Below are 24,166 nucleotides of genomic sequence, written 5' to 3' on the forward strand. Positions count from 1 at the left end.
CTTTCTGATGAAGAAAACTTAGCACTAAGCTCATAAAATGGACTTTGTTCATTTTATGATTCAAATTAAGGATAAAGGTTATAAATGGACAAGATTTTACAGATGCTGATGCTTCAACAACAACTCAATGATGCAACCAATGGTGAAGGTTGGGAAAAAGGTATCACTAAAAATGGGAAACAGATTGACTGGAAACGTTGTACCTATTTGGAATGTGCGGAGCTTATAGAATCTTACCCGTGGAAACACTGGAAAAATATAGATGCCGAACCTGATTATGCGAACATTCAGATAGAAGCGGTTGATATTTGGCACTTCATTATGTCACAAGGGCTCGAAGACTATAAAATTAAAAACCTAGGAAGTATTGATACATTGTCAAGAGCAATTTCCAAGTTACCTAATTTTCAAACGTTTTCTGCAGAGATCACGCCTACTACAAAAGATCATTATGAACAGATAGAAGTCGTTGAGCACTTGATGAGAACTATTTTCTGTGATGAGCCTACAGAAAAATTCATGGAAGCATTTATCGATGTGGCCGTACAGTCTGGACTCAACCTAGATGCCTTGTATACACTTTATGTAGGAAAAAATATCTTAAACCAGTTCAGACAGGACCACGGCTATAAAGAAGGTACCTATATCAAAATATGGAATGGTGAGGAAGATAATGTTGTCATGCAACGTGTGCTTGAAGAAAACAAAGATGTAACGCCAGATGACCTTTACCAAGCATTAAAAGAAGCTTATCCGAAAGGATAAGCGAGAGAAGTATTACTCGACTGCCCTTGTCAAGTCTTGTTCCACGACTTGATTTCCACGTACACTTACTTTCGTAGCTATACGTATATTTTTCATACTCTCATACCCGCACTCTTCTCCACATTTCACAGTACCGATAAGATAATAACTTCCCGAAGGCACACCATAAAATGCAAATTTTCCATTTTGGTCTGATGCTGTGAACTTTAAATAGTTAAAGAGTCTAGGGTCTGCCTCTTGCATCTTGTACCCACCGAGGTAACTCTCTTCATACCACTGCTCAGAATAACTTGTGATCGGATTTAGGTAGAGGCGTGTACTTGCTCCCAACACACGTCTGTCATAATAATCCTTCACATAAATGGTACCCTTAACTGTTCCTTTACCTGTTCTAGGCAAACGATAATATTCTGATTCAGGGAATTCAATACGTGCCATTTTATTCTCTTCACCATCTTCCGTAATCATCATTTCAGATTCTGTAAGATTCTCATCAGAGATATTGACATCATCTACACTACTTGAGTGAGCCCAAAAATTTCTATTTTTATTAAATTGGATATCTCTTTGTACACATCCTGTAAATAAAGACATTGCCATCAGTGACATTATGATCATAGTGCCTAGTTTAAACATTTTATACCTTCATTTATAATTTCGGTATTATACACAATTAACTTTACTATCATCTATGAACAATGTTTCTTCTCACGTATCTTTTCTAGAAGGTTTTTCGCATCATTATCACCGGAGAAGGCGGCTTTTTGGTACCAAAATGCTGCTTTTTGACAACTTTTTTTGACAGCATACCCCTTACGGTATCGGTGTGCTAAAGAGTGTTGTGCATCCATTTCACCCGCTTTGGCAAATCGGTGTAGGTTCTTTACCTTTCTCTTCTCACCCCTATAATACTTGACCGTATTCAAGATGAACCAGATCGTAAAGATACATAAAACCAAGATCATATAAAGCTCTATATTCTCCAAGTCATTCAAATACTCAATACCCAGCATCTTATTTTCCTAAACAGAACTCACCGAACATTTTATCCAGTATCTCTTCACTGTCATAAGGTTTGGAGATCGAGGAGATAGACTTGACTGCTTCTTGCAAATGGTAAGAAAAAAATTCCAATTCGCCATTCATTAAAGGTACTTTCGCTTCTTCTATAGAGATTTTTGCTTTATTGACAGCTTCAATCTGTCTGGAAGAGATCAGCATAAGTTCTTCTCCCTCTCCAATACTATCAAAGAGGCGTTCAAGTCTTTCTGTCAGTTTTACAAAAGCTTTTTTGGCACTGACCTCCAATACCTCATAGGCATCAAGTTTCGTGATATCAAAGACCCTATCAAGATCAGATTTGTTGAGGGCAACCACGATATGTTTATCTTCTACTGCTTCAAGAATAGAAAGTATTTTTGCATCTTCACCGTCAAAGGGTCTTGAACTGTCAAAAAGTGCAACAATGACATCCGCATCCTTCACGGATGAAAGTGAACGTTCTATCCCTATTTTTTCTATTGTATCATCCGATTCACGTATCCCTGCGGTATCTACCAATCGTATAATATGAGAACCGATACGTACCTGCTCCTCGATCGTGTCTCTAGTCGTTCCTGCGATATCACTGACAATGGCCCTGTCATACGAAAGCAAGGCATTCAACAGAGAACTTTTACCCACATTTGGTTTCCCTACGATCGCTACTTTGAAACCTTCTATCAATCCTCTTCGCCTGTGACTTGCTTCAACGATCTGTTCTATCTGCTCTGTGAGTGCATCCAGCTGTGTAGATATACTGTTCATGATGTCATCAGGAATATCCTCTTCCGCATAATCGATCATCACCTCTGAGTACGCCAAAGATCTTAAAAGTGCATCCCTGCTCTCATCCACAAAGGTTTTAAGTTCACCTTTCATCTGCTTCGCCAATATCTTCGCGGCATCGACACTTTTGGCTTCTATCAGTTTTGAAATAGCCTCTGCCTCGGTAAGGTCGATCTTGCCATTGAGAAATGCACGTTTAGAGAATTCACCGGGTTCTGCAAGTCTTACACCATAAGAAGTGATGGTGTCAAGTATCTCCTGCGCGACGATCATCCCTCCATGACACTGAAACTCTACGATCTCTTCACCTGTAAAGCTATGCGGTGCAGCAAAATATATCATGATCGCATGGTCTATCAGTTCATTGTTAAAATTATACAGGGAAGTAAGGTGTGCGTGTCTTGGAATGATGTTTTCTAAATGGGATATCTTATGTGCTATCTCCAATGCAGCATCTCCGCTCACTCTAATAATAGAGATAGAAGAGACACCATGTGCAGTGGCGATAGCGGTTATCGTATTATACATGGCTCTTATTGCTGTTAAATTCGTTTATGACAACAAATTTTTTACCCTCTTTACCTGTCTTGACTGCCACATACTTATCGGGAAATCTTTCACGCAGCTGTTCCAGTGCAATCTGTACCAAAATACCATCGAGGAAACGTGTTTTACCTTTCCCCTGCTTTTCAACATGTTCAATGACCGGTTTAATATAATTACGTATCATCTCCTGTTGTGTCGTCAAGAACTCTGCGATCTCAAGTTTTATGAAGAGTTCATATTTTGTATGTAACCAGTTAAACAGCATATAAGAGAGAGCATTGTAACGATACCCCTCTTTACCTATAAGAAGTGCCGCATCCTCACCATCAATAAAGATCAATGCAGTATTGTCTCTGACATCCACTTCAACGACATCTATATCAAAACAAGAGTGAGAAAGCAGCTCTTTGAGTTGATCTTCTATCATCAAGGCCAACTCATCATAGACAAGCGCTTCATCTTCAAATGTTTCAAGGTCAGCTTCATAATGATCTACTTCAAAAAAGCTATCGACAATGGCATTTTTTTCAATTTCAGGTTCAGTAGGGGTAGTCTGTTCTTCTTTGACGGTTGCAATAATCTCAGAGGCAACACTCTCTTCCGCAGTTTGCACGGTAGGTGCTTCTTTGTTTACTTTATTTTTTTCATACTTGGGAGCAGATGCTTTACATGTTGCTACGATGATCGCATTTTTTTTCAAAAGGCCGAAGATACCTTTGGAAGGATACTGTATCACTTCAGATTGAAGTTCAGAAACAGAGCAGCCCAACATTTGAGAAGCTTTTTCATAAGCTCCTTCCAGTGTTGATGCTTCTACCTTTTTCATCACCTAGTCCTTTGTTTTCTTGTGCGCAGCGACTGCCAACGCTTTTTGTTTTGCATACATATGGTTGATAAAGTATTGTTGCGCGATTGTAAACAAGTTGTTTACTAACCAGTACAATACAAGACCAGATGGGAAATAGATAAAGAATACTGTCATGATCACAGGGAACCACTTAAAGATCTTCTCCTGTAACGGATCGGTAAAGTTACTTGGCGTGATCTTTTGCTGGAACCACATAGATGCACCCATTAAAACAGGCAGAACAAAATAAGGGTCCATCACGGCAAGATTGTCTATCCAGAGTATCCATCCTGCACCTTGCAATTCATCTGCATTTAAAAGCACACGGTAAAGCGCAAAGAAAACAGGGATCTGTAAAAGAAGCGGTAGACATCCACCCATAGGGTTTGCACCATGTTTCTTATACATTTCCATCATCTGCACATTCATTTTTGCAGGGTCACCTTTATACTTCTCTTTGATCTCTTTCATTTTAGGTGCCAGGTCTTTTAGTTTATTCATAGACATCATACCTTTGTATGAAAGTGGGAATAACACAAACTTTACCAGTAATGTAAAGAGGATTATCGCCCAACCCCAGTTACCCACATAATCGTTGATCCAAAGTAATACTTTAAAGAACGGTTTAGCAAGGAATGAGAACCATCCAAATTCTATGGCATCTGTCAGTTCAGGATGGATCGCTCTTAGTATTTTGTCCTCTTTTGGTCCGATATATGCCTTTAAGGCTAATGACTCATCTCCCTGTACAAAGATAAGAGGATCACCATTTGCTTCTTTTAAGATAGAAACGTTCATCCCTTTTTCAAAATCGAAGAACATGGAAGCGACATATCTGTCAAAAGCAGAAGCTATTTTGGCATTTTGGAACTTTTCATACCCTTCAGCATCTCCATCTTCGATCGTATTGATAATATTATCCGCTCCTTTCACCAATGCTCCTCTTACAAGCATATACATAGACTCATCCGCAACCGGTCTGTGTCCCGGTGTGATGAAGTATGGTGTTGGTGCAGAAGTTTCCACTGTCACATGATACTCTCCTGTAGGCTTAAAAGTGATCTTTTTTGTCACTGTCACAGAAGAGAGTGTTTGTGTCAAAGTCACTGCTTGAGGGCCTTTGCTCACATCTACTGTTTTACTTCCACTGGTTACATAAGGCGTTTTAAATGCTTCTTCATTCAACTTTGTATCTGAAAACCTTACTTCCAATGGCTTCACTTCATTCGCACCTAAAATTTTCAGATTGTTACCATCTTCATCATGATACTTTGCTTCTAAAAGTTCAACTTGAGAGATACGTCCATATGCATCCAGGGTAATAATAAAGTGATCAGATTTTACAGTGATCAAGGCTGCTGATACCGTTTGAACCGGTGCACTGGCTGCTGTTGCTGCTGAAGCACTTGGTGTTGCTACGTTTGTTTTATCTACTGTAGGCGTTTGATGCGCTGTATTGGTTGTTTGTGATGTAGTTTGTGTAGGTTTTTCAGGTGGGAAGAAATAGCTATATCCAATAAATACAAAGAAAGAAAGTGCCAGTGCCAGAAGAAGTCGTTTATTTAAATCTTGTTGTTCCAAAATTATGCCTTTAATAATATATCAATGATAGTATAGTGTTAAATGTGTTAAATTATGTTGCAGTACACTTTTTTAGTGCATGTAGATACGCCTTACGGGTCACAGAATAGTTTTCTTCAATAAGCGCAGGTTTTGCAACTAATACGTAACTACCTTGAGATAAGAGGTCTATATTTTCGATGAAATGTGCTCTTAACAAACGTTTTGCTCTGTTTCGATGAACTGCATTTCCAATTTTCTTAGAGGCAACAAAACCTACTTTATACTCATCACTCTTTTTGAAGAAAAGTACAAAATAAGGTGTATGCCATGTTTTTGTCGCGTGTTTATACACGCTGTTAAACTCTTTACTGGTTTTGATCCTAGTAAAATGTTTGATTGAACTGATGGTTGTATACCAGAAGTATTATACTGCTAGTCTTTTTCTACCCTTAGCTCTTCTTGCAGAAATCACTTTTCTACCATTCTTCGTTTTCATTCTTGTTCTGAATCCGTGCGTTCTTTTTCTTGGTGTGCTATGAGGTTGGTATGTTCTTTTCATTCTGAATCATCCTTAATAAATTTTTACCCGCATTCCTGCAGTTGTTATAGTTGGACGGGATTCTACTGTAAAATCCCTTAAAACCTACTAATTATTGCAGACTTCTAAAAACAATTTCATTAGACTTGTTCGACAGTTTACTTTTTGCAAACGTTTCGAGTAGTTTTAGTATCACTTGTTTCGGCGTGTAATGTGTCGCTCTTACTTCCAGTTCCGTACAAAAGATATCCGATCCCTTATCTAACTGGATATTTCTAATCAGTCTCTCTGCAAAGCGATATCCTCCATCCACCTTGGTATCTTGACAAAGCATTACGTAGAGCGGTTCTTCTTTATCAATTTCAAATAATATATCAGTTTCGCGTTTCTCTCTGTCCAATAATGTATTTAGATCTACATCTTTCGCTGTCAATAGCATCAGTACAAAAGCCTGTTGATTCTCATTCTCCATAAGATAATAAATAATATCGATCGTAGCTTCTAATTTATCTAACATCTTCACAGCTAGCTGGATATCCTTACCGTTAAATCTTAAGCCTTCACTACGATTGTCATTTTCCCTTGCACCCATACTAATAGATCTCCTTCTTCTCTAAACAAAATATTTGCTCCATTATAACAAAATATTTTGGATTCTATTGTTATAATTTCTCATGAAGAATATATACGATAATTTACCTTCCCCATGTTGGCTTTTAGAAGAAGCGAAACTGCTTAAAAATCTTAATGTCATCTCAGAGATCAAAAAAGAGAGTGGCGCCAAAGTATTGCTTGCACTCAAAGGGTATGCTTTGTGGAAAAGTTTTCCACTGATCAAACCCTATCTTGAGGGATGCTGTGCCAGTGGTCTACATGAAGCAAAGCTTGCGGATGAAACATTTTCTAAAGAAGTCCATACCTACTCTCCTGCCTTTAAAGAAGAGGAGATCGATGAGATAGCCAGGATATCACATCATCTGGTATTTAACTCCCCTGCCCAGTTCCGCCGGTTCGCCTCACAAGCGAAGAAGATCAATCCGAAACTCTCATTGGGACTGCGTGTGAATCCGGAGTATTCAGAGTCTCCCAAAGAGATATACAATCCTTGTGGACTCTACTCCAGACTCGGGACAACAGTACAAAATATGGATGATGCCATTTTAGAAGAGTGCGATGGCTTGCATTTTCATGCACTGTGTGAGCAAGGGAGTGATGCCCTTGAAAATGTACTCAAAAACTTTGAAGAAAAGTTTGCTGCATATATACCGAAAATGAAATGGATAAACTTTGGCGGAGGGCATCATATTACGCGTGAAGGATATGATACACAGAAGCTCATCGGGCTTATCAGGGAGTTTAAAAAGAGATATGATGTAGAAGTCTATCTTGAACCTGGTGAAGCGATAGGATGGCAGACCGGACCACTGATCACAACGGTACTTGACATCGTGCACAATGGCATGGATATAGCGATCCTTGACTCTTCTGCCGAAGCACACATGCCTGATACCATCATCATGCCTTACCGTGCTGATGTACGTTATTCAGGAGTGGCCGGGGAAAAGGCACACACCTATCGTCTGGCGGGCAATACCTGTCTCGCTGGAGATATTATGGGAGACTATAGTTTTGATGCACCCCTTCAGATAGGGGATAAAATCATCTTTGAAGACCAAATGCACTATACCATGGTCAAAGCTACGACCTTTAATGGAGTGAAGCTTCCTTCTATAGCCATTCAAAGAGTGGATGGTACTGTAGATGTGGTACGTAACTTCGGCTATGAGGATTTTAAACAGAGACTTTCATAGACCAAGAGGTTTAAAAATCTTTTTTATAGAGTATGTCATAGGATTGTGATTCTTCACTCACACCTATCACACTCTCCGTACGTTTTCCATGTTCATATTTGAGTTTTACACTTGAAACCTCATCATTGACATAGATGATCGTGATCTTGTCTGTCAACTTTTTACCTACCTCTACACTCTTCCCCTCTCCAAGTACAAGATGGTCCAACTGTACGCCCAGATCTGAAAGTGCTGACTTTGCCATAGCACCTCCCATCATCTTCATCATCTCTTCACCACTGTTTGTACCCGCACCCGCTTCTGAATCAAATAGGATGATCGATAGTATCTGTTCTTTGGTCAATGAAGGTTTGGAGGTGAAATGGATATTCGGTGCATCCGCTGAACCCGTGATCCTGATAGTGATAAGATGATTCAGGGATTGATAGGTGACACTCGCTTCAAGAAGCGGTTTATTTGGATTACCTGTAAAATGCACATAACTCTTATCCAAAATAAACTTCTTACCCTCGAAAGTATAGCTTCCCCCTTTTAGTATCTCTACAGAACCCAAGAGCATGAGTTCTGACTCTTCTGCCTTATAGACACTCAGATCCACTGCAGCTTGTATATCAACATTGCCTTTTTTATAGATCAATGGTTTTTTTGTCTTTATCTGTACAGAGGCACTGAGTCCATCCATAAATGGATTGGGTTCTTTCTCTTTAATATCTTGCACGATGATAATATCACTGTCAGATGCGTAAGTCTTTTGACCCAGGTCATAGTGTATATCACCACCCAAAAGCGTGATCTCACCATTGACCGATGTTTTATTCCCGTCCAGCACCGTTTTGATATCTATAGCACTCTCCAGGTCAACGATCTCATGTACTATAGGAAAGGTATCAGCTTCTGCCGTTATCGTTCCTTTTCTAGCCTTAAGGTCATAGGTACCCAGAACCTTTAATCCGTCATTCAACCAAATAGGTTCCATGGTCACATTTTGATCGTTCAAAAATATCGTTGAGGATTTTGTAGAAAAAAGTTTTTGCCCTCTATAGGTAAACCTGTAATGGTTCAATACAATTTTTTCATCCTGCAAATGCACTGCCAGATCTATATCATTGACAATATGTTCTGTTTTCCGCTCTGCTTGATAGCTGATCTGCGGTGATCTCAGTGCAATGTCGATATTTTTTAACTCACTGAGTGCTACAGAGAGTTCTGCACTCCCTTTGACTACAGGAACCTCTCCAAGGGTATAGACATCTTTAATACTTTTTATCAAAGCATTCATAGAAGTGATCTGTGTATCTACTGTGAGTTTTTCTTGAGGCACGCCAGATAGATTGGCAGTTAAACCACCTAATGTGACCTTCCCTTTTAATTGGCTACTGTTCATATCATATTGTGCATTTGCATTCAGCCTGCCTGCTGTAACTACAACATCTATACTATTTCCTAGTACGGTTACGTCATTTTTGAGAGGATCCAGATGATCCCACTTTATAGAGGTATTGTAAGTGCGCAAAAGTGACTCTTTAGGTATATGCATCACTGTTTGTACTTGTAATCTCTCTTTCAAACTCATGTTCACATCGATATTCACCACATTAGAATCTATTTTCGCATAGGCCATCAGCGAAGCATTCTTCTCAAAGCTGATAGGTGCATCTATGACCATATTGGCTTTTGTTTGGTTCAGTTCTACAGGAAGTGCTATAAATTCATTAAGCACCAATGGATGCTTGTTCTCTAAATGTAAATCAGCCTTTTTAAAATCAGGGGAGATAAATGTTCCTTGTAGATTATCTGACTCTATCTCTGTTTTCACACTGTGTCCGTCACCTTTGTATGTGACGCGTAAGTGATCAAGAGGTTTTACAAATTTTGGATCAACGCCAATGATCTTTGCAGCATAGATCTCTCCACTGTAACTGATATGCTTATCCATCGTAAAAAGATTGGTCACCAAAACATCTTTTGCATACGGTGTTGTCAGCAGTAGATCACTCTTAGCCTTTAGAGTGCTTTTTTTGATATCATACTCCACATTGATATGTAGATCATCGATATCAAGATTAAAATCATTGACATCAGCCTTCAGGACCTGTTCCATCTTTATTTTCAGATCTGAATTTACCATTGATCGAGAGACATTGAGATCAACAACGATGTCCCCCACGGCTTCTCTTCTTATAGGCAGTTCATAGAGTGTAAAGAGTGCTTTTTTAGGTTTGAAATCCACCTTTCCAATCAGTTTATTGTTCTTCACTTTTGTCTTATAATATATATCACTGAGATTTGTACTGCTGTACACATTCAGATCAGCTTTTTGAAGTAGAAGCTTTTCTACTTCAAAAACGGCGTCCCTTCCACTTACATTAAACGCTTTCGCATCTACAGGACCATAGATAAAAGGAAGTGTATTAATCTTTAATCTGCCTAGATGTACCCATTTTGGCATTAATGGATTCACCGTTTTATCTTTACTTCTATTATCATTTCCTGTAACGACTGCATCACTTTCATTACTCTCATTACTGTCTGGAATAAAAAGTGTTTGCAGTGCAAGTGCATCAAGCTCTTTGATGGTCAATTCTCTTACATTCAGATACCTATCTTTCAACCCTGCCTTCAAAGTGATCTTAGTCACATTAGAATCCACTTTCAGATCCAAGGCACGTACATCCACACTCTCACTTGAATACTGCAAATCCCTTACATCCAACATCAGCTTTGAGATACCTATCCCCTGTTCATCAAAAGGTTCAAGACTGAGTGAAGCATGCTGTACACTTACATCTATCTCCAAAGGCGCATCCGTACTGCTGCTCTCATTGCTTGTATTATTTTCGCTGGAAGAGAAAGACGCCATCAGTGTTTTGACCGTACCCACATTGGCTTTTTCGATCTGCAGGGTATTGATGATAAGTGTTTTTTTGAAAAGTCCGGCAGGGTTCCATTTCAGCGTAATATGTTTAACAAGCGGATCTTCATTATATGCCAAATCTTCTATCATCACTCCCGTCAGTACATTTCCATGGATACGGCTGTAAGAGATGTTATAATCAGGTGCAAAGTGATCAGCCACTTTCCTGACAACATAGGCTGAATTGACGATAAAATAAAGAGCCAGTCCCATGACAATAGCCAGTATGAGTAGGTATACAATGATTTTTCTCATCCATAACAACGGCCTGTAAAGTAATATCTTTTTCAAAACGATTGTCCTATCTGAAATGAAATGCCATACTGTGAGAAATCATTGACATTGAAACCTATATCCAGTTTAAAAGGGCCTATAGGTGTCATATAGCGAGCTCCTACACCCACAGCAGAGATGATCTCTCCTTTAAAATTGTAGCTTTCCTCTGTAAGCATGGTATTGTCCGTAAAGAGTGCCCCATAGATATCACCCCATACAGGATAATTTGCTTCCAAAGAGAGATTGGCCATGGTTGAAGCACCATAGATACTATCTTCTTTAGGAGAAATGATCACCCCCAGTTCTCTAAATCCGTATGCACGGTTAGAGTAGGCACCTCCCCCAAAAAAATACTTTGATTCTGGCAGTCCATTCTCGGTTGAGACATCCACTATACCTACCTTTCCTACAGCTGCAAGCGTAAGATCGGCAAATGTATGGATGAACCTGCCTTCGAACAGTGTTTTCATATAGACACTGGCTTCCTCATCATAGGAGAGGCCAAATTCACCGTAAGCAGAAAGGTAATACCCATATTTTGGATTGAGTTTGGAATCTCTAGCGTCATAGACAAGATCAACATAGGGATATAAGAGTGGAAAAGTACCCTCTGTGAATGCCTGAGACAATTCAGCACTCGAATCAACGTTTTCTAATGCAGTGATAACAATATTTTCCAAAGCAATACCTGCTCTTAATCTTAGTCTTTTATGCTCATGTTCCAAATAGGCTTTTAAAAATGCTTTTTCCTCTTTAAATCCATCAAACTCCAAATTTGAATATCCTGTATTCCCACCTAGATCCGTGTAATACCCAAAAATATCTAAAAATGCCGGTTTAAAATAACCCAACTTGATCAACTGTTCTCTTTGAGACCAAGATGTTTGAAGCTTTAATTCCTGCGCATTGCCCATAAAGTTATGTTTGGTGATTTCTCCAAGCACCCGCATTCCTACATATGTGTCATAGCCTGCACCCGCTTCCAAATGGTAGGGTTTTTCCATCTCTGTAAAGGTGATATCTACCGGTACCACATTGTAAAACTTCCTATCTACATCGATAAGCACACTGTCAAAAGCATTCAATCCGTAAAGTTTGTTGGATGTATCCTGTATCAGATCCGTACTATACCTTTGCCCCTCTTTGGCTTTGACACGTGACCTGATGACATCCTCATCTATGGTTTCCAGTCCTGAAGTTGTTAATTTCCCGAAGCTACATATGCCACCTTTACGCAGGATGTAGCGCAGATCAACAGTGTGCAGATCCAGATCTACATAGGCTTTCGTGTCCAGATCATAACTGCAATATCCCTCTTTGAGTAACCCTGCAATCATTTTACTTTTTATTGCTATAAAGGTTTCAGCTCTAAAAATATCATCTTTTTTCATAGTGACCATGGTAGAGATGTTATAGTCACTGGAGATATTGATATCTCTCACCCTGACAGGTTCATTCTCACTAATGGTTACAAAGACGGTTGTGTTAGTCTCTTGAATAGTAAAATTGGCATCATAAAACCCTTCAGAGTCGTAAAAGCTTTTTAATGAGGCTGCTAGAGAAGGTATGAGTTTATCTTTGATACGAGGGGTATTATCTTTCCAAAATTGGAAAAAACCTGGTGTCGTCACACCTAAGGCATCTTGCAGATCAGATTCTTCAAAATATTTTTGACCACTAAAGTGAATCTCATGGGTCGGTAATTGTATTTCATCAGCAAAAAGAAGTGTAGATATGCATATGATAAGACAAAATGTAAACGTGTGCCGCATATTTTACTCTCCTAAAATACTATAGTTAACTTCTCTTTAATCCAGTAAGTCTTTCACACTCTCCAAAGGATCTTTACCCTCTTCTATCATGGCATATACTTCTTCAGCGATAGGAAGATAGATCTCTTTCTCTTTGGCTATTTTATGCAAGGCTTTGGCTGTAGGTACTCCCTCGGCCACTTCTCCAAGCTCACTGAGTATCTCATCCATATCCTTACCCTTTGCCAGTCCTAACCCTACTCTGTAATTCCTTGAGAGTGTCGAACTTGCTGTAAGAAAAAGGTCGCCTGCCCCGCCCAAGGAAAGAAACGTTTCAGTCTTTGCACCAAACGCTTCTCCAAAACGTGTCATTTCCACTAAGCCTCTGGAGATGAGTGCTGCCCGCGCATTATTTCCAAGCCCCAAACCATCACACACGCCACCGGCAATGGCAATAACATTTTTATAGGCTCCCGAGACTTCTGCACCAACAACATCGCTGCTTACATACCCTTTGATAAATTTTGGTAGTGCATCTGCATAGGTTTGTGCCAATTCATGATTTGTAGAACTAATGATCAATGCGGTTGGAAGCGATTTTTGCACTTCTGCTGCGAAGGACGGACCGGAGATGAAAGCCAGTCTATCCGCAGAGACAAAGTCACCGTACACTTCATTCAAAAAAGCTCCAGTACTTGTCTCTATCCCTTTGGCTGCAACCAGGATCTTCTGTCCATGATCCACAAAATTCTCTTCCATCCATCCGCGAACAAACTGTGCAGGGATAGCTATCACCAGATACTCACACTTTAACGCTTCACTCATAGGCACAAAATTCTCTATCGCTTTCGTATGCCGAGAAGAGATCACCACATCATTCTTTTGACTATAGGCATGATACAAGGCCTGTCCCCATTTCCCTGCGCCAATAATTGCCATTTTCATCTTTCTACCCTTTTTACATTATTATCGATCATTTCAACAAACTGTGAAGCACTCTCATCATACATATCAAATATTTTGCTTACACCTGCCAAAAGCAATTTTCTATTGTCTTCTTTCGTATCAGAGAGTGCCACGATTTCATCTTTAAATCCATTGGCACGCAGTGTAATGCTGTAGTAGACATTCAACGCTTCATCATTCATTGCACACACTGCGATTCCATCCTTGATATCAGGAGTTTCACTGTTTTTTTTATCGATGAGGATCACGTTGGTAAAACCGTCATCTTTAGCTGCTTCATAACTCTCATTTCCGATCTCATAGATCGTCACTTCTATCCCCTCTTCTTTAAGCATTTTACAGATATGGTCACTCTTATGCGTATAACCGAAAAAGGAAATACTTTTCTTCTCCTCTTCACTGTGCTTCTTCAAATAATGAAAAGCTCTTGTATCTATCACATCATAGGGTTCGACCAAGCCATCTACTTTTGTCGCTTCATACTGTGGACGTAACTCCACTTGATTCATACGGGCATACACCACAGAATCGGATTGGATACTTTTTGCATTGAGGATAAAATAGATATTATTGATATCAGAACTGCTTAAAGTCAGCATCGCTCTGATATTCTCTCTTTCATACAATGTTTTTACCATTTTAGCACTGGAACCATCTGCATGTATCACTTGATAGCCATCTTGTTGTGCTTTATTTGCTTTGGATTCATCATCTTCTATGATCACAGGTTCATAGTTTTTCTGTATTTTTAGTTTCTTTGCGATTGTTGTTCCCAAATGCCCATATCCATTAATGATAACCACGTTATGCATTTTATGCACATGATTGATACTGTCCTGGTTACGCAGTTCACTAAATCTTTCAGAAAAAGCAGAAACCATCACAGAAGTCACAAAAGAGATCATCGCGATACCAAATATAATACCGAACATCGATACGATCTTACCCAGTTCAGTCACAGGAGTGATATCACCATACCCTACTGTAGAGATGGTCACTAAGGCCCAATAGATAGCATCCAGATAAGAACCCAACGCTTGATTGATACCGAATTCAAGCAGATAAAATATGGAACCAAAAGTAAAAGTGACGCCCAAAAGCATATAGCCTAAAAAAACAAATTCAAAACGTTTTTTAAGCAATGCGTTAAACAGGCTCGATGCCCCATGCATGTAATGATAGAGTTTTAAGAGCCGCAAGATCCTGAATTTCGGGAAAATAGCTATAAGATCGATCAATGCAGGCAGGGAGATCATATAGCGTAATTTCGATCTTAAAACCGCCCAGTATCTCTCAGAACTACTAGTGTCAGAGGCTGAAGCAACAAGATATTTATGGATATCATGGCTGATCCATAATCTTAGCAGATACTCCACAGCAAAAATAGCTGTGACAAAATAGAGATCGAATTCTACAAGCCACTCAGGGACCTTGCCTGTTTTGCTCAAAATGAGTATCGCGATCGATAGTACGATAAGCATAATCATAAATGCATCAAAGTACTTTTTATAGGGGTAGTTTATATCTTCAAGCAGTGAACGAAAAAAAGATTTTATCTTTTGATAGCGTACAGAACTGTCTATCTTGTGCGAGAGTTTAACGATGAAATCATGCATATATTGCTACCTCCCAAAATGCACATCCCATGGTACTATACCATGGATGAATTTTATTTTATCCCAGTCTTTGTTTCAGTAACTCATTGACCTTACCAGGATTTGCAGTCCCTTTGCTGGCTTTCATCGTCTGTCCGACAAAGAAACCAAAGAGTTTTTCTTTACCACCTTTATACTCTTCTACCTTTTCCGGGTTCGCCGCCAGTATCTCATCGATAATGGCCAAGATAGCGCTATCATCACTGACCTGTGCAAGTCCTAGCTTATCGATCAATCCATCGATATCACGATCTTCATTTTCCATCATATGATCAAGGATCTCTTTAGCACCTTTACCGGAGATAGTATTGTCAGTAATTTTAGATACCAAGGTACCCAGTGTTTTGGCATCTACCGGCGAATCTTCTATAGAGACTCCTGCTTTATTCAGACGGCCAAGAAGTTCAGAGGTCAACCAGGTTACGGCTGTTTTAGCCACAGCACCGTGCTCTAACATCTCTTCAAAGTAGTATGCCAATTCTTTATCTGCTGTGATCACATGGGCATCATAAGGCTTGATCCCAAGCTCTTCCATATACCGTTTTGCTTTTGCATCCGGAAGTTCCGGCATGATCTTTGCTTCTGCTACCATCTCATCCGTCACGATAAGCGGACGCAAGTCCGGGTCAGGGAAGTAGCGGTAATCCGCAGCTTCCTCTTTCCCTCTCATCGATTTTGTTACACTCTCTTCCACATTCCAAAGACGTGTTTCCTGATAGACTTCCTCTTCATACACTCCATCTTCATAGGCTTCAGTCTGTCTTTGCACCTCATAAGCGATCGCAGCAGACACAAATTTAAATGAGTTGATGTTTTTGATCTCTACTCTGGTACCAAACGCTTCTTGACCTTTAGGACGAATAGAAACATTCACATCACATCTGAACGATCCCTCTTGCATGTTTGCATCAGAGATATCAAGATAGCGTACCGTAGAGTGAAGTTTTTTCAAGTATGCTACCGCTTCATCTGCACTTCTCATATCCGGTTGAGATACGATCTCAAGCAGTGGTGTACCCGCACGGTTGAGATCCACCTTCGAGTGGTTTCCCTCATGCATGTTCTTCCCTGCATCCGCTTCAAGATGCGCCTGTGTCATACCTATGCGTTTTTGTGTACCATCTTCCAGGTCTATGAACAACTCACCATTTTGTACGATCGCCTTTGTCAACTGTGTGATCTGGTACGCCGACGGACTGTCCGGATAAAAATAAGATTTTCTATCGAATACAGAATCATGGTTCACATCTGCATTGATCGCATATCCAAATCTCATCGCCTTGATCGCAGCTTCTTTATTGACCACTGGTAAAGCACCCGGAAGTGCTAAACAGGTAGGACAGGTATTGATATTTTGATGCTCTGCAAAAGAGGTAGGACAAGAGCAAAAGAGTTTAGTTTTAGTGTTAAGCTGCACATGCACTTCAAGACCGATAACGGTTTCAAACATAGTAAGTATCCTTATAAATATAACGCGTATTTAATAAGGTAGATTATAGCGTTTTGCTTATTTAAGAGAGTTTATTCTCCACTATTGCTTGATGATACGTACATCCCCGAAGAAGATCAAGTCTTTCAGGACAGCTTTTTCTACCAGCCCCTCTTTACCGATCCTTACATCCAATTCACCCTGTTTGCTATGGTAGAGTTTACGATACATGACCACCCTGCTGTACCAATCACCCTCTTGACCCTCACCTACAAAATCTATGATCTCTTTTAAGACTTTTCCAGAAGGTATCGTTATGTCAACACGCCCATTTTTACGGTCTTCGCCTACGGCTTTAAATTGATACTTTTCAGGTCTGTATTTCTCTTTGATATGTACTGGAAGATTCAAAAAAAAGGTCATGAGATCATCTTTGGCATAATAATCCAGTTTTTCTGTAGCATTGATGATCTGTTGATCATATTTCCACTTCTTATACTGACGTGTGAGTCTCTTTTTTTTATGATCCACCCTGTAGATCGTTGTACTGGTATAGGGACCAAAAGATTTGATCATCTGATACATATCTGTCACCAGAAAACCTTTTGAAATGTGTCCTTTCGAGATATGTCTCTCTTGAAGATCATCAGTGACAGTTTTTGCTATACCCAGTGTAGATACATTTGCATCTATCATATAATATGTGTCATCAGTTCTCAGAATCGCATGTGCCTTACCCACTTGACCAAATATGCCATACTCCACACGGTAATCCGCTGCAATCTCTTCGGCCTGCAGAAGCACTGAAAAAAAGACACCAATGAGAGAAATAAGCAGTAAACTATTTCGTAACATTCCTATGCTCCAAAATAGCGGATAGAGGCAAAACCGCTAGCACCGTATCTTTCACATGCACGTATCTGCTCCTCTGTCAAAATACCTCCCAAGGCCAATACAGGTATATGTACCTGAGACGTCACAGATCTCAACACTTCCAAGCCTACCGGTGCACCTTTATTCGGCGTTTCAAAGATAGGACTGAAGGTTGCCATATCTGCCCCTAAGACTTCTGCTTTTTTAAGCTCTTCTAACGTATGGGTACTGACCACCACAAAGAGACCCATTGCTTTTGCCTCAGCTATTTCATCGAGTTGCAGACTGCTTAAATGTACGCCGTCAGCCCCTGCCGCTTTTGCCAATGAAGGGTTACCGTGAATGACGACTTTTTCAAAATCATACATTTTAGCCGCTTGAACGAACGCAGCTTCGTTCTTAGAGACGTTGGATTTGTCCCGATAGACGATCATAGAAGCTTTTTGAGAAAATCTTTTAAGGTCACGTTCTAAATGGTTGAAATCTAAGGTAGAGGGGTCAGTGATAGCATAGCTGATCATTGGTGGTTTTGTTTCTCTTTTTGTTCGAGAAGTTTTTCAAGGAGAGCTGTCTGTTTTTTCAATTCTAAATATCTCTCTTTGCCTGTGATGATATGCTCAAGTATAAGCACGGATATCATCCCCGGTAGTGCACCGATAAAAGCAGATATGAATGCTAAGAGTAGACTTTCTGGATAAAAAGTAAGAAATGAAGTGATGGCACCTAGCAGGACAGATGCCCATGCTACGCCCAAGAGAAAGTTAACTACAAAACTCAAAGGTCCGTTTTGCAGTCTCATGTTTAGAAGTCCCCGAAATGATCTTAGTGATCATCTTCCATAGCTACGGCACCTGCAAGGTACACATAGATAAGGATCATAAATACAAACGTCTGAAGCAATGCTGAGAACGTAAGTAGTAAGTATGCTGGAAGTGGTGCAATGAAAGGTACCAACATAAGAAGTACCCATAAGAAAAGGTCATCCCCTTTGATGTTACCAAAAAGTCTGAATGAAAGTGAAATGATTCTTGAAATGTGAGAAACGATCTCGATCGGGAACATTAAAGGTGCCAATAGTTTCACAGGCCCTGCAAAGTGCGCAAAATATTTGATCACACCATTCTCTCTGATTCCTTCGTAGTTGTAGTAGAAAAATACCAGAAGCGCTAAAGGCAATGTAATGTTGATGTTTGAAGTTGGTGCTTCAAATCCAGGGATAATACCGATCACGTTTGAAACAAAGATAAATAGACCCACTGCAGCAACAAGTGGAAGGTATTTTCTCGCAAGCTCTTCACCGATCACATCTTTACCCATAGCGATCACACCGCCAAGGTACGCTTCCATAACATTTTGTGTACCTGTCGGTACTGCTCTAAGACTCTTTGTTGCCATTTTTGCAATTGCCAGTACGATAATTGCTACCAATACCAAATGTGAGACAAACAGCATTTGTCCATGACCGAAAATAGCGCCCAGGTAAGTAAATACACCTTCCATAAAACATCCTCTTGTAAGTTTAATATTGCGGGATTATATCCTTTTTCACCTTAGGAAACCTCTAAATTCTATGCCAATTTTTCCTGTCCCAGACGATAAAGTGCAAAATCGTATTTAATAGGATCTTTTGCATCAAATGTACGCAAGGTATCTGTCAATTCAATACTGGCCTTCATATCATACGTTTTACGTTTAAGTAAGCCTAAACGTCTTGAGACCTGGAACGTATGTGTGTCTAGAGGCATAAGTAGATCTTTTTTATCTATCTTAGACCATAAACCCATATCTAAAGCATCTTCTCGTACCATCCAGCGTAAGTACATCATATAACGCTTGTAGGTCCCTGCTGAAAGTACTTTCTTGGGTATGGAACCTACCAAAAAATTGTACCCACGTGTTTGTCTGGGATAGACCGACTGTAATCTCTCTATAAAATGCCAGAGACCATCTAAAATATTTCCTTCATTTTTATATCCGGTATAAAAAATATCTTCAATACTCTCTAACGATCTAAGACGCTTTAACGCGATGAAAAGAGCAGCGACATCTTCACTTTTTTGAAAACGGTAATAATGGGAAGAGAGTGCTTTTTGTATTTTTTCTTCACTGGCGTCCAATAAAGAAAAATCCAGACTTTGTAAAAACTGGACGATAAGCCTAGCATTACCGTAACCGAACAGTGCACAGATCAGTGCTATGGATTCATCCTGGTACTGAGATGCGATAAAAAGAGGATCGGGCTTCTCAAAAGAAAGTTCAGCACTGTTGTTCCTGGCTTTCACTTCTCTGTCTAAAAGGATCTTGATCTCAGATAATTTCAAGTATATACTCCCATATTTACGTCATCTCCGGGCACTTGATACCGTAGATCTACATACCATCATGATCTCATTCATTTATCGTACAAAGTACGCAACTTGTCACGGTGAACGCCTTTGTAAGCATAGCAATTCGAGAACCGTGACGATTTTTTGTTTCGTTTTTTCTAAAAAAATGAAAAGAGAAACATCACCGCAGTCTGAGTTTTATGGAAGCCCGTTAAAACAAAGAATGTTACGGTTTTCCGGGTCCTGATATCTGTATCGAAAATGTAATTGGAAAGGGTGCAAGTCCGAGAATAACAGAAAAATAGTCTCCTATTTAAAATGTAAAGTGTTCACCAAGATAATGTTTACGTACATTCTCGTCATTAGCTACTTCATCACTGGTACCTGTCGCTAACATTTCACCACTTCGCATCACATAGGCCCTGTCACAGATGCCCAGTGTCTCACGTACATTGTGGTCTGTAATGAGAATACCCATATCAAGATCAACCAGCTGTTTGATAATATTTTGTATGTCCAACACAGCTATAGGATCCACACCGGCAAAAGGTTCATCCAGAAGCAGGAACTTTGGTTCCCCTACCAATGCTCTTGCTATTTCCACTCTTCTTCTCTCTCCCCCACTCAGACGAATCCCAAGACGGGCACGGATAGGTTCAATGTTGAAGATCTCCAGCAGTTTTTCAATACGGGGCTGGATCGTCTTTTTATCAAGGTTCAGTGCTTCCGCCGCAATGAGCAGATTTTCTTCTACCGTAAGGTCTTTAAAAATGCTGGACTCCTGAGGAAGATATCCTATACCCATCTGTGCACGGGCACTTAAAGGCAGTTTGGTGACATCTTCGCCATCCAAAAAAACCTGCCCTTCTGTCGCATCCGTTAATCCGCATACCATGTAAAATGAAGTGGTCTTTCCCGCACCGTTGGGACCAAGAAGTCCTACGATCTCTTTACTCTTCACCTCTAAAGAGATATCATGGACCAACTTTGTTTTTTTAATGGTTTTGGCCAGATTTTTGGCTTCTAATGTATGCATTATACGTCTATCCTGTAAATTCTACTGTTTTTTTGAGACTCAATCTCTATGGTTGTAACATTATAACCTACGCCTTCTAAAAAGGCTTTAAGCTCATCCGAACCCCACTCTACCATATGCCACCCCGGCTTTTCGAACTCTTCAAAAAGTCCCATCTGCATAAACTCTTCATGGTCTAAACGGTAGAGGTCGTAATGGTACAGACTGCTGCCATCTTTTGCACCATAACACTGCTGTAAAGAAAAGGTCGGAGAGGTCACTTCACCTTCGATCCCTTTGGCTTTGGCTATGGCCTGTGTGAGTGTCGTCTTTCCTGCAGCCAGATCACCTCTTAAAAATACGATCGAATCAGAAGGAAGTGTCTCTTCTAAGTAACTGACCACTTTATCCAGTTCATCTAGGGATGCAATGATCTCTTTCACTAGGCATTACTTCCTGAGAGCTGTTGACTGATCTTGGCCATACGTTCTAGATGTGCACTGGCCTTACCGCTGTCAAGTCCGCTTTTAGCCATCTCGATCGCCTCTTCTATGTCACGCACATGACCGTCTACAAAAAGTGCAAAGGCTGCATTGAGCAGCACAATGTCTCTTTTTGCACCTTTCTCTTTACCAGAGAATATATCGCGTGTGATCTGCGCATTAAAGTTTGCATCCCCGCCCAGAATGGCCTCTCTAGGGGCTAGTTTAAATCCAAATCTCTCCGGATTGATCTCACCTTCCAATATGCGGTTTGACTCCACATAGGCAAAAGAGGAGTGACTTGCAATCGAGATCTCATCCATACCGTCATGACTGCTGACCACACAGGCACGTTTGGCACCAAGTTCAACCAATGCATCGGCTATACGCTTGATGAAAGAAGGGTCAAATACCCCTAAAAGGTATTTCTCTGCACCGGCAGGATTTGTCAATGGTCCAAGAATATTAAAGATAGTCCTGTGTTCGATAGACTTACGTATAGGCATGATATGCTTCATCGCAGGATGATGGTCTGTTGCAGGGAAAAAACAAAAGCCTGTCTCTTCAAGCATTTTGATCTTATTTTCTATGGTGAGGTCCAGGTTAATGCCCAAGGCCTCGAGGACATCGGTGGAGCCTGAGTTGGAGGTCACACTGCGGTTTCCATGTTTAGCCACAACACGACCCATAGAAGCAAGAAGAAGCGACACAGTGGTAGAGATATTAAAGCTTCCGCTTTTATCTCCACCAGTTCCCACTACATCGATGGCTTTTTCTTTCAGAGTATCAGATAAAGAGAGTTTGATAGAGTGTTCACGCATGACTGAAGCAGCCGCAGCAATGTCACTGCCGCTTTCACCTTTTTCATACAGTGCTACAAGGAAATCTCTTGCTTCCTCTGTACCCATTTCATTGTTAAACAGTCTTTCAAACTCTTCCCTGATACCCATCACTCACTCCTATTTAATTTGACAGCTCTTTGACATATTCTTCTTTTTGACTCTTAGGTATGGTCTTGGTTGTAGGGATCTGCAGGACTTCATAGGACTTAGGACCCTTAAGATACTCTATGGTCACCTTATCCCCTACGGCTACATTCTTCGACGCTTTAGCCTTCATTCCATTGACATAAACCACACCAGATTTAAGCATATCCGTAGCAATAGTACGACGCTTCACCACATTCACAGCCGACAACCATTTATCTACACGCACCCTAAAACTCCTATTAATCACATGAAGTGTGCCTTATCACGGCGAACGCCCTTAAAAACGAAGTGTTTCGAGAACCGTGACGACTTTTGCCTACTTTTCTAGAAAAGTAGAAAGAAAACCCAAACTATCAAACAGCCATTATTTGACAAGAGGTACTATTGCTTAGTGCAATTCCACGTTCAACTTCACTTCTCTCGTACTTCTACGAGCAATGATCTCACCTGTAGTAGAATCTTGTCTAAAGTGGATCCCGTTAAGCCCTTGAAGTTCTGCACCCTTGAATGTTGTCTTATGCTCAAGATTTGCATCCGGATTCGCTTCAGCGATCTTAGCCAACTCTTCTGGAGCGATCTTGATCTTCGTGCCGGCCAAAATCGTGATACCTGCATCCACAATACATGCATCACCCAAAGGAAGACCCGTTACAGAGTTTGCACCAAGCAGTGTGTTCTCTCCGATGCTGATAGGATTTCCATCTGTACCAGAAAGAACACCAAGTATACTTGCACCACCACCAACATCTGAGCCTGCACCCACGATAGCAGATGAAGAGATACGACCTTCAACCATCACTGGACCGAGCGTTCCTGCATTGAAGTTGATATATGATGCACCTGGCATCACTGTTGTACCTGCAGCAAGTTGCGCACCCATACGTACTTTAGATGCTTCCAAGATACGTGTATTATCCGCTGGGATCACATGCTGTAAGAATCTTGGGAATTTGTCGACAGCATCCACAGCCGGATAGGTACCGTTAAGTTTCATTTCGATCTCATTTTCTCTGAGGTAATCCAGTTCATACGGTGTATTCCCTACCCATGCCACATTTGACAAGATACCAAATGCACCATTCAGGTTGATCTTTCTAAGTTCTGCTTTACTCTGAGAAAGCGCATAGAGTTTAAGATAGACTGCTTCTACAGATCCAGGGTTTGCATCTTCGAACAAAAATACGATTCTAAAGTTTTTACCAATATCCGCCATGTTTGATAATGCTTTGATCACTTGTACGTTTTTATGTGCATCCCCTGTTGCTTCTGCTACATACGGAGCAAAGGCTGCCATAGCATTGTGTACAAAGTTATCATTGATCGTTGCTACAAATTCAGTTCCTGAAAAGTCTACATCACAATTTGCTTCCTGCAGTGCTTTGATAAATACTGCAGCACTTCCGAAGTTCTCTTTCCAGTTGATGAGTCCAAAATTAGCCTGAAGTATTTTCTCAGCATTTTTTTGACCTCTATCCACTCTTGCGATACCAAATGCCATAGGCTCTTTGTATCCTGCTTGTGAAGTAACATCTGTTACCAATTGTTTAAATGCGTCTGTACTTGTCACTGTTTCAATAGCCATTGAACTCTCT

At 40.3% G+C, this 24,166-nt stretch carries 25 protein-coding genes; 2 read left to right on the top strand and 23 right to left on the bottom strand.

Translation table 11 applies throughout. From position 1 onward, the window contains the following. The first annotated feature begins 84 nt into the window (after window positions 1-84). Window positions 85-765, top strand: a complete 681-nt coding sequence (locus SULAR_RS04800; protein ID WP_008243564.1) for a dUTP diphosphatase — start codon at window positions 85-87, stop codon at window positions 763-765. A gap of 12 nt (window positions 766-777) precedes the next feature. On the opposite strand, the gene SULAR_RS04805 is transcribed toward SULAR_RS04800, so the two are convergent. The 8 genes from SULAR_RS04805 to SULAR_RS04840 all read right to left on the bottom strand — a co-directional run bounded on the left by SULAR_RS04805 (window position 778) and on the right by SULAR_RS04840 (window position 6,678). Then, complete coding sequence (locus SULAR_RS04805; RefSeq protein ID WP_008243565.1) at window positions 778-1,401, bottom strand: carboxypeptidase-like regulatory domain-containing protein; 624 nt, start codon at window positions 1,399-1,401, stop codon at window positions 778-780. Window positions 1,402-1,454: 53 nt separating this feature from the next. Next, a complete protein-coding gene (locus SULAR_RS04810) occupies window positions 1,455-1,778 on the bottom strand; it encodes a sel1 repeat family protein (protein WP_008243566.1) in 324 nt (107 codons plus the stop codon). 1 nt (window position 1,779) lies between these two features. Further along, entirely contained in the window at window positions 1,780-3,120 is a 1,341-nt protein-coding gene (gene mnmE, locus SULAR_RS04815; RefSeq protein WP_008243568.1) for a tRNA uridine-5-carboxymethylaminomethyl(34) synthesis GTPase MnmE, read from the bottom strand. Beyond that, window positions 3,113-3,964 (bottom strand): Jag N-terminal domain-containing protein, encoded by an 852-nt coding sequence (locus SULAR_RS04820; RefSeq protein ID WP_008243570.1) that lies wholly within the window; start codon window positions 3,962-3,964, stop codon window positions 3,113-3,115. The genes mnmE and SULAR_RS04820 overlap by 8 nt, the downstream gene beginning before the upstream one ends. Window positions 3,965-3,967: 3 nt before the next feature. Continuing rightward, window positions 3,968-5,566, bottom strand: a complete 1,599-nt coding sequence (yidC, locus tag SULAR_RS04825; RefSeq protein ID WP_008243573.1) for a membrane protein insertase YidC — start codon at window positions 5,564-5,566, stop codon at window positions 3,968-3,970. A gap of 52 nt (window positions 5,567-5,618) precedes the next feature. Next, window positions 5,619-5,954 carry a ribonuclease P protein component gene (gene rnpA, locus SULAR_RS04830; RefSeq protein WP_308443046.1) on the bottom strand — a complete coding sequence of 112 codons (336 nt, stop codon included), beginning with the start codon at window positions 5,952-5,954 and terminating at the stop codon, window positions 5,619-5,621. An 18-nt stretch (window positions 5,955-5,972) separates the two neighbouring features. Further along, a complete protein-coding gene (gene rpmH, locus SULAR_RS04835) occupies window positions 5,973-6,107 on the bottom strand; it encodes a 50S ribosomal protein L34 (protein WP_008243576.1) in 135 nt (44 codons plus the stop codon). 91 nt (window positions 6,108-6,198) lie between these two features. Further along, window positions 6,199-6,678, bottom strand: coding sequence for a hypothetical protein (locus tag SULAR_RS04840; protein ID WP_008243578.1), 480 nt, complete (start codon window positions 6,676-6,678; stop codon window positions 6,199-6,201). Between the two features lie 82 nt (window positions 6,679-6,760). Between SULAR_RS04840 and nspC the strand changes: the two genes are divergently transcribed. Next, window positions 6,761-7,897 carry a carboxynorspermidine decarboxylase gene (gene nspC / locus SULAR_RS04845; RefSeq protein WP_008243580.1) on the top strand — a complete coding sequence of 379 codons (1,137 nt, stop codon included), beginning with the start codon at window positions 6,761-6,763 and terminating at the stop codon, window positions 7,895-7,897. 10 nt (window positions 7,898-7,907) lie between these two features. Here nspC and SULAR_RS04850 read toward each other — a convergent pair whose 3' ends face one another. From SULAR_RS04850 to SULAR_RS04920, 15 genes are all read right to left on the bottom strand, one after another. After that, window positions 7,908-11,102 (bottom strand): translocation/assembly module TamB domain-containing protein, encoded by a 3,195-nt coding sequence (locus tag SULAR_RS04850; protein WP_008243582.1) that lies wholly within the window; start codon window positions 11,100-11,102, stop codon window positions 7,908-7,910. After that, the gene (locus SULAR_RS04855; protein WP_008243585.1) at window positions 11,099-12,859 is read right to left on the bottom strand and encodes an autotransporter assembly complex family protein; all 1,761 of its coding nucleotides are present in this window, start codon (window positions 12,857-12,859) and stop codon (window positions 11,099-11,101) included. Before SULAR_RS04855 ends, SULAR_RS04850 begins: the two co-directional genes overlap by 4 nt. Before the next feature lie 36 nt (window positions 12,860-12,895). Then, complete coding sequence (locus SULAR_RS04860) at window positions 12,896-13,783, bottom strand: NAD(P)H-dependent glycerol-3-phosphate dehydrogenase (RefSeq protein ID WP_008243586.1); 888 nt, start codon at window positions 13,781-13,783, stop codon at window positions 12,896-12,898. Further along, the gene (locus SULAR_RS04865; protein WP_008243588.1) at window positions 13,780-15,420 is read right to left on the bottom strand and encodes a potassium channel protein; all 1,641 of its coding nucleotides are present in this window, start codon (window positions 15,418-15,420) and stop codon (window positions 13,780-13,782) included. Before SULAR_RS04865 ends, SULAR_RS04860 begins: the two co-directional genes overlap by 4 nt. 58 nt (window positions 15,421-15,478) lie before the next feature. Then, the gene (gatB, locus tag SULAR_RS04870; RefSeq protein WP_008243590.1) at window positions 15,479-16,909 is read right to left on the bottom strand and encodes an Asp-tRNA(Asn)/Glu-tRNA(Gln) amidotransferase subunit GatB; all 1,431 of its coding nucleotides are present in this window, start codon (window positions 16,907-16,909) and stop codon (window positions 15,479-15,481) included. An 81-nt stretch (window positions 16,910-16,990) separates the two neighbouring features. Next, window positions 16,991-17,743: a hypothetical protein gene (locus SULAR_RS04875; RefSeq protein WP_008243592.1), complete on the bottom strand. Its 753-nt coding sequence runs from the start codon at window positions 17,741-17,743 to the stop codon at window positions 16,991-16,993. A 2-nt stretch (window positions 17,744-17,745) separates the two neighbouring features. Beyond that, window positions 17,746-18,282 (bottom strand): thiamine phosphate synthase, encoded by a 537-nt coding sequence (locus SULAR_RS04880; RefSeq protein WP_008243595.1) that lies wholly within the window; start codon window positions 18,280-18,282, stop codon window positions 17,746-17,748. After that, window positions 18,279-18,560, bottom strand: a complete 282-nt coding sequence (locus SULAR_RS04885; RefSeq protein ID WP_008243597.1) for a hypothetical protein — start codon at window positions 18,558-18,560, stop codon at window positions 18,279-18,281. The genes SULAR_RS04880 and SULAR_RS04885 overlap by 4 nt, the downstream gene beginning before the upstream one ends. A gap of 23 nt (window positions 18,561-18,583) precedes the next feature. After that, complete coding sequence (locus SULAR_RS04890) at window positions 18,584-19,261, bottom strand: F0F1 ATP synthase subunit A (RefSeq protein ID WP_008243598.1); 678 nt, start codon at window positions 19,259-19,261, stop codon at window positions 18,584-18,586. 68 nt (window positions 19,262-19,329) lie between these two features. Continuing rightward, window positions 19,330-20,082, bottom strand: a complete 753-nt coding sequence (locus SULAR_RS04895; RefSeq protein WP_008243600.1) for a TIGR02757 family protein — start codon at window positions 20,080-20,082, stop codon at window positions 19,330-19,332. A gap of 319 nt (window positions 20,083-20,401) precedes the next feature. Further along, window positions 20,402-21,124 (bottom strand): LPS export ABC transporter ATP-binding protein, encoded by a 723-nt coding sequence (lptB, locus tag SULAR_RS04900; RefSeq protein ID WP_008243603.1) that lies wholly within the window; start codon window positions 21,122-21,124, stop codon window positions 20,402-20,404. After that, the gene (gene tsaE, locus SULAR_RS04905; protein WP_008243604.1) at window positions 21,124-21,546 is read right to left on the bottom strand and encodes a tRNA (adenosine(37)-N6)-threonylcarbamoyltransferase complex ATPase subunit type 1 TsaE; all 423 of its coding nucleotides are present in this window, start codon (window positions 21,544-21,546) and stop codon (window positions 21,124-21,126) included. Before tsaE ends, lptB begins: the two co-directional genes overlap by 1 nt. Then, complete coding sequence (gene trpD, locus SULAR_RS04910) at window positions 21,546-22,535, bottom strand: anthranilate phosphoribosyltransferase (RefSeq protein WP_008243606.1); 990 nt, start codon at window positions 22,533-22,535, stop codon at window positions 21,546-21,548. Before trpD ends, tsaE begins: the two co-directional genes overlap by 1 nt. A gap of 13 nt (window positions 22,536-22,548) precedes the next feature. Beyond that, window positions 22,549-22,800 carry an RNA-binding S4 domain-containing protein gene (locus SULAR_RS04915; protein ID WP_008243607.1) on the bottom strand — a complete coding sequence of 84 codons (252 nt, stop codon included), beginning with the start codon at window positions 22,798-22,800 and terminating at the stop codon, window positions 22,549-22,551. A 162-nt stretch (window positions 22,801-22,962) separates the two neighbouring features. Then, complete coding sequence (locus SULAR_RS04920; protein WP_008243609.1) at window positions 22,963-24,156, bottom strand: tetrahydrodipicolinate N-succinyltransferase N-terminal domain-containing protein; 1,194 nt, start codon at window positions 24,154-24,156, stop codon at window positions 22,963-22,965. Between the last annotated feature and the right edge of the window lie 10 nt (window positions 24,157-24,166).

The sequence above is a fragment of the Sulfurovum sp. AR genome, from assembly GCF_000296775.1.
Lineage (GTDB): Bacteria > Campylobacterota > Campylobacteria > Campylobacterales > Sulfurovaceae > Sulfurovum > Sulfurovum xiamenensis.